The organism is Pelatocladus sp. BLCC-F211 (genome assembly GCF_041928655.1).
Lineage (GTDB): Bacteria > Cyanobacteriota > Cyanobacteriia > Cyanobacteriales > Nostocaceae > Pelatocladus.
Genome location: NZ_JBHFLM010000231.1, coordinates 21187 through 27289, shown reverse-complemented (window position 1 = coordinate 27289; position 6103 = coordinate 21187). Strand labels below are relative to the sequence as shown.

The window sequence follows — 6103 nt, the reverse complement described above, 5'->3', positions numbered from 1 at the left end:
TATAGCAATCTGATTTGATTAATGAATTTACTCGTGGAGGCAGGCAATAGGCAATAGGCAATAGGCAATAGGGAAAGAAAGAAAAAAAAGGAAGCTAGATGTGTACTGAGTTTTGTTCAAAAATCAAATAGGAATCCTATAGCATTCCTAAATCATTTGTGAGAGACAAGATCCCCGATTTATTAAAGAAAGAAGTTGGGGATCTTTTCATAAGGTGAGGTTAAGGAGAAAATTTTAGGGTAGAGATGTTAATTAGTTCCTGCTTTTTAGTTAAACGCATAGCAATTCCTTTTTCATAGTAAGCAGCTTCATTAATAAAAATTGGATAAACTATAGAGTCTCCTTGATAACTAATTTCTTGACCATCAAAGCTGAGAAATATTGGATCGCTAGGATGAAGAGGTTCATAATCACGAAATTGAAGCTGGGGATGGATCATCGCCTGAATTTCTCCCAAATTATTTCTGGGATAGTCTATAGTTCCGATATCTTGATAAAGTGTAAGTGTGTCATAAGTTTCGGGAATTAGATTTTGGTTATATGCTTCTAAGTAATCCAAAATTGTGTAAATAAGACTCTCTGTTTTGAGAAATAAATCTGCATTTAAAACACCCTGAGCTATAGGGCCAACTTCAATCACAACACCACACTGACACAGAGATTTCAGTAAAGAACTTGCTTGATCAGTTTCTGTTAAACAAACTTTGACTAGAGGATTGATTGCGCTCAGATAAGCAGACAATTGTAAACAAAAAGGATTTTTGTTACCTATGATGATGCTCAACCCCATGTTTGCGGTTGTAGTATGTAAATCTAAAATTACATCTACTTGGGGATTATCTTTTGGCCCTAGTATTTGATTGATAGCTTTTGCTCGAATATCTTCATAACTAGAAAGCGTCGAATTTTGTAAGTCTTGGCTGAGGAAGCAACGATTCAAATCTTTGTCAATATAACGTCTAGCGACTTTGAAAGCTTTGGGATTTGCTAGTAAAGTTTGAGTTTGAAAGCTAGTTCGCCGAATCAAGTGGGGAAATTGCTCAAATTTTTTGAGTAGGTATCCCCCTGTAAATTCATTTCCATGGGTTGCGCCAACAATCGCAACTTGATTGATTTGATTCATAATAGTACTTGTCGCGAAAGCGCGGTCTAACAATGGGTTCGTAGTGAGCGCTTAAGCGCTCATAGAGGACTAAAGTCCTCACTACAAACGCCTCAAAGTAGGTGTGATGGACTACTAGATTAAGTAAGCCGTTGATAACTTGGTGTAATCAGGCTGCTTGCAATTTGAATTAGCCTCTATTTTTGAAAGATTCCAGCCATTGCTGGACTTGTTCTCTGGCTAAATCGCGAGTTCCTAAACCAAAAGCAAGAGCGATCGCCACTGCAATTGCACCGAGTAACAAGCCAAAAGCAAGATTGACAATATCGGGTGCGACACCGATTTGTTGTAACGCCATAGCTGAGACTAACGCAATGATGGCAATCCGTGTTACTTGACCTAAAATCCTGGCTTGGGGATTACCGGAACTGGTAATAATGCTAAAAGCAAGATTGGCTAGGTATAAACCAATCGCAAAGATGATCACTCCAGCCAAAATCCGCCCTAGTACAACGACAATACCAGTTACTAGTACTGTCAGAGCAGGGATATTAAGGATATTCACTGCTGCTACTGTTGCAAACAGCATGATACCAACTAATACAATAATCCCCGCAATTTCTGAAGGTGTGCGGCTGGTAGGAGTTGGTGGTGTAGATTCTTCTTGGGGAATGACAATTTGTCTTGAGGGTGTTGATATACCCAAGACAGACAAAATATTGTTAAAGCCTATACTGGTCAAAATGTTGGTGACTAAATCTGCCACGAACCGTCCCAAGAAATAAGCAAGAATGAGAATAGCGATCGCTGTAAAAATTGCGGGAAGTGCATTGAGAACTTGCTGCAACATGGCGATCGCTGGTACTGAAATCGCTTCGATTTGCAGAGTATTCAATGCGGCGATCGCTACAGGAATCAAAATCAGAATATAGACAATTGTGCCAATGATTTTGGAAAGAGGTTGAGTTCCCGCAGCACGGGATAATCCTAATTGAGTTCCTAAATTGTCAATTCCTGTTGCTGCTAGTAAATTCGTGACAATCCGTTGTACAACAGTGGCGAGAAACCAACCAACAGCAGCAATGATGATTGCACCGAGAATATTCGGTAGAATCGCCAAAATCTCTGTCACCAGCGCTTCTACTGGTAGTAGCGCTCGTTGTAACCCCAGAGTATCTAGTATTGGAATCAGAAATAGTAAAAAGATGAACCAATACAGAGCATTACCAATCGTATCGCTCAGAGGTAATTGATTTTGAGCAGTAGCATTATCTTCTGGTGTGTTTAAACGTTCGTCTATTCTTAACGCCCGTAATCCTCTTATTGTGATGAGTTTGACAATAGTAGCTACTAACCAAGCAACTGCTGCAAAAATCAGCGCCCCCACCAATCTAGGTAGAAAGTCACCAATTTGATTGAGAAAAGTATTCAGTGGTTGAGAAGCAACCCTTAACTCCAGCGTGTCTAGAACAGCAACTAATGTCAGCAGTAAAATACCCCAAAATACCAAGTTAGAAATCAATTTTTCTACTTGGGGAAGATCGCGACTATCTTCACGTCCGACTACGCCAGCAGCAATGCGATTATCAATTTGTGTGCGATTGAGGATTCCTCGCGTCAGAGCAGCAACACCAGCAGCAATCAACCAACCAACCAACAAAATTGCTACTGCTCCGAGCAAGCGGGGTAGAAATGCAACTATTTGTTGGAAAGAGTTCTGCACATAAGTATTGAATCCAGCGTCTTGTTGCGATGGTAATGTAGGCGATTGTGCTAAAAATGTTTCCACCCTAACACACAAACCATTTCCCATTACTTGGGTTATATTTTGCCAAGTTGTATTCATGGTTTTCCGGTATTAAAGTAAATTTGATCCAGAAAACACTAGTAGATGCTCTTGGAGTAGATTGCCCTGGACAATTCTACATCCCAGTAACTTCGTAGTGTTTTACATTTGAATTTAATGAGTCAATTTTACAGGTAATTGATCTCAACCGTTATTTCAGAATTTTTATTTTTTTTTATTTAAAAAAGCAAACTAAAATATATATCTCTTAGTAGTTGACTTGTATTGACAAATACATAATATAGTGTTCTGATCATGGAGATTAAATATTAGTGAAAGATTAATAGCCATATGGTTATTAGTTATTTTTTCTGCATATTTCTACGATTCCCAATACTGCAAGGGATAGGATTTTTCGTCATTATTTTGGGCATGTAGAGACGTTGCACTGCAACGTCTCTACAGGATTTAAATGTCAATCGACTTGTCTTATCCGAGTAGTATTTCTACAATTCCTACTTTCTGATTTTGCGTTAATCTAAGTGCAGATATGATTAAAAATAGAGTAAAATGTCTGCAATGGAAGTTTTTGAACAATCGATAGATATTAATGCTTCAGCCGCAGTCGTCGAACGCTGTATTAGCGATCGCATTTTAATGCACCGTTGGCTCAATCCTGTATTGCGTTGTGAACCTGTAGGTGAATGGAGTACCGATGTTGGTAGTCACAGTCGGTTTGTGATTCAAATACCTGTGATCAAACCGACTTTGAATAGTGTTGTGATCGAAAGACAACCAGGTTTGATTGTTTGGGGATTTGAGGGTTTTTTTAAAGGACGCGATCGCTGGGAATGTCAACCACAAGCAAAAGGAACACGCCTAATTAACCGCTTTGAATTTGAGATACCTAATCCCCTAGTTAGTTGGGGTTTTAAAACCTTCGCCGAAAGCTGGACAAAACAAGATATGCAATCTCAGTTACGCCGACTTAAACTTGTAGCTGAGAGGATAGGGGATAGGGGATAGGGGATAGGGGATAGGGGAGTGTGGGGAGTGTGGGGGGACAAGGAGGACAAGGAGGACAAGGAGGACAAGGAGAGAATAAATACCGATGACAAATGACAAATGACAAATGACAAATGACAAATGATTATCCTCTTCCCATCTGAGTTAACAAGCGTCGAATCATGTATGCATCTTGGGCTTCGGGGGTTTTGACTAGATAGGTTTCTAAGTCGTTGGCTGCTTGGTAAAAGCGACCGAGTTGATAACATAAAAGACCGCGATCGCGTAATTCTAAGGCAAAACCAGGAAATAATAATAATATCCTCTCTACTGCTGCTAAGGCTTTTTCTAGTTCCTGTTTGTTCAAATAGATATATTTGAGATTTGTCAACATCCTGGCCAAAATTTGTTTGTTTGTGACTGCGGCTAAAAATTCTGGTTGCAGAGTCACGGGATGCTGATAGATTTGAGTCAGTTTTTCTTGACAATCTTGGGGAAATAAAACCTCACCGTTACTGAAGGTATCAACAAAAATTTCAATATCAGAAATGTTAGGACGAATGAGGAAATGTCCTGGCATTCCTACACCTACCATGGGAAAATCAATGCGTCGGGCAATTTCTACATATATTAGCGCCAATGTAATCGGAATTCCCAGACGGCGATCGATCACATCATTTAAATAGCTGTTACGGGGGTCATAATATTCTTGTTTATTTCCCGCAAATCCTAAATCGTTATAGAGATATTGATTAATAGTTTGGATAATTCGCAAAGGATAACGTTCTGCTGGGAGGCGTTCTTCTAATTCTGCTGCCATTGTATCCAGACTATTGATATATTCTTCTGGATCTAGGTCGGGATATTCTTCTTGAGCAATATATAAAGCTGTTCTTGCTAAATCTATATACTCATCAGGCTGCTGAATTTCCTGGTAAAAATATTGCCGCGCTGACGAGATATTCATAAGCTTATGCCGAGTATAGGTTTACAGTTCAGAGTTGAGATTGTCAAGTGTTGACAGACTTATTGAAGGAGGTGGGAAAAGGGTGAGAAGTAAGGGCTAAATAAATAAATGTTTCCTTTATCCTATTTTCAAGCTAGTCAATCACGGGAAAATCCCAGAACCAAACATGAAAATAGAACTCCTCCTACACCTCTACACCCATTTTCAAAACAGGTATAAAGATACTTATATTTAATATTAAAGATGTTGGCAAGATTTGCAAATATTTGGATGCATAAAAATAAATAAAAATTATCTATCTAAAGTATGAGAATTAAGAACAAGAACCGAGGAAGTAAGGGAGGTAGTATGTCTTTGGAGGTTCCCCCATTGCAGCACCTTATTTACTAACAACTAACAACTAACAACTAACAACTAGCAACTAACAACTAACAAATAAATATTTAAGTTTGCTTGTCGTTTATTTTTAGTTCATACAAATGACTTTGAGCAGAAGTAAAGAACAAGATACGGCAAAAAACAATTCTTTTCATCCCACTAGAGGAATTTTTTGGGCAGTACGGACTCGCATTCTCTGCTGGTATATCTTATTTATGATTTTCATCTTTATTATCTTTATTCCAATCTTTCGTGAGGTTCTGTATACAAGAGTAGACTCACGAGTTCGTAGAGAACTAGCAGAAAAGATAGAAACTTTTTAATTTCCCACAATTTGAAATCAATTGTACAGGCTGATTTAATTTTCTATATCGAAGCAGGGAAAATTATTGAGGAGGGTACTCACGCAGAATTAATGCGTCTAGATGGACGCTATGCAGCGATGTACGCTCTCCAATCTACGATGTTTAACCAACTCTGCGAACCTCCACGCTGACTCTGCGCCCCTCTGCGTTGAAAGCGCCACGATTTTAGGCAAAACTGTACTAAATTTTTCTCTTACTTTACGAAATAGCATCAAGATGAAGTGTATCTCATAAATATGTGAAATGGCATGGCTTCGCTCTCTCTGCTAATCTGTGGGGGGAGCAGTTTTTTTAATACTGGCTTAAAGCTAGAGAAACTGTCATCTTGTTTTGGCAGGTATAGATCGAGCTTAACTAATTTGTAATAATTTATAATTTAAATAAATTTTCTATCCAAAACTGGGCAAATGCTCTACAAAGTTGTCAGGAAAATCACAATAGGTATTGAGCCGAGATGCGCGACGTAAAGGTTGTGCGTAGACGCAGTAACTTATTTTACG

At 38.7% G+C, this 6103-nt stretch carries 6 protein-coding genes; 3 read left to right on the top strand and 3 right to left on the bottom strand.

Annotated features, from left to right (window positions below; genetic code table 11):
- Positions 1-220: 220 nt before the first annotated feature.
- A complete protein-coding gene (locus tag ACE1AT_RS27470) occupies positions 221-1123 on the bottom strand; it encodes an aspartoacylase (RefSeq protein WP_374874192.1) in 903 nt (300 codons plus the stop codon).
- 169 nt (positions 1124-1292) lie between these two features.
- On the bottom strand, positions 1293-2948 hold the full coding sequence (locus ACE1AT_RS27465; RefSeq protein WP_374874190.1) for a mechanosensitive ion channel: 1656 nt from the start codon (positions 2946-2948) through the stop codon (positions 1293-1295).
- 519 nt (positions 2949-3467) lie between these two features.
- On the opposite strand from ACE1AT_RS27465, the gene ACE1AT_RS27460 reads away from it, so the two are divergent.
- Positions 3468-3914, top strand: a complete 447-nt coding sequence (locus ACE1AT_RS27460; RefSeq protein WP_374874196.1) for an SRPBCC family protein — start codon at positions 3468-3470, stop codon at positions 3912-3914.
- A 124-nt stretch (positions 3915-4038) separates the two neighbouring features.
- On the opposite strand, the gene ACE1AT_RS27455 is transcribed toward ACE1AT_RS27460, so the two are convergent.
- Positions 4039-4860 (bottom strand): SirB1 family protein, encoded by an 822-nt coding sequence (locus tag ACE1AT_RS27455; protein WP_374874188.1) that lies wholly within the window; start codon positions 4858-4860, stop codon positions 4039-4041.
- A gap of 479 nt (positions 4861-5339) precedes the next feature.
- Between ACE1AT_RS27455 and ACE1AT_RS27450 the strand changes: the two genes are divergently transcribed.
- The gene (locus ACE1AT_RS27450; protein WP_374874186.1) at positions 5340-5561 is read left to right on the top strand and encodes a hypothetical protein; all 222 of its coding nucleotides are present in this window, start codon (positions 5340-5342) and stop codon (positions 5559-5561) included.
- Positions 5562-5572: 11 nt separating this feature from the next.
- Positions 5573-5734 carry a hypothetical protein gene (locus tag ACE1AT_RS27445; protein ID WP_374874184.1) on the top strand — a complete coding sequence of 54 codons (162 nt, stop codon included), beginning with the start codon at positions 5573-5575 and terminating at the stop codon, positions 5732-5734.
- The last annotated feature ends 369 nt before the right edge of the window (positions 5735-6103 follow it).

Excerpts from the sequence above, each read along its gene's own strand:
- ACE1AT_RS27450 (WP_374874186.1), top strand. The coding sequence starts at position 5,340 with ATGACTTTGAGCAGAAGTAAAGAACAAGATACGGCAAAAAACAATTCT.
- ACE1AT_RS27460 (WP_374874196.1), top strand. The coding sequence starts at position 3,468 with ATGGAAGTTTTTGAACAATCGATAGATATTAATGCTTCAGCCGCAGTC.
- ACE1AT_RS27470 (WP_374874192.1), bottom strand. The coding sequence starts at position 1,123 with ATGAATCAAATCAATCAAGTTGCGATTGTTGGCGCAACCCATGGAAAT.
- ACE1AT_RS27465 (WP_374874190.1), bottom strand. The coding sequence starts at position 2,948 with ATGAATACAACTTGGCAAAATATAACCCAAGTAATGGGAAATGGTTTG.
- ACE1AT_RS27455 (WP_374874188.1), bottom strand. The coding sequence starts at position 4,860 with ATGAATATCTCGTCAGCGCGGCAATATTTTTACCAGGAAATTCAGCAG.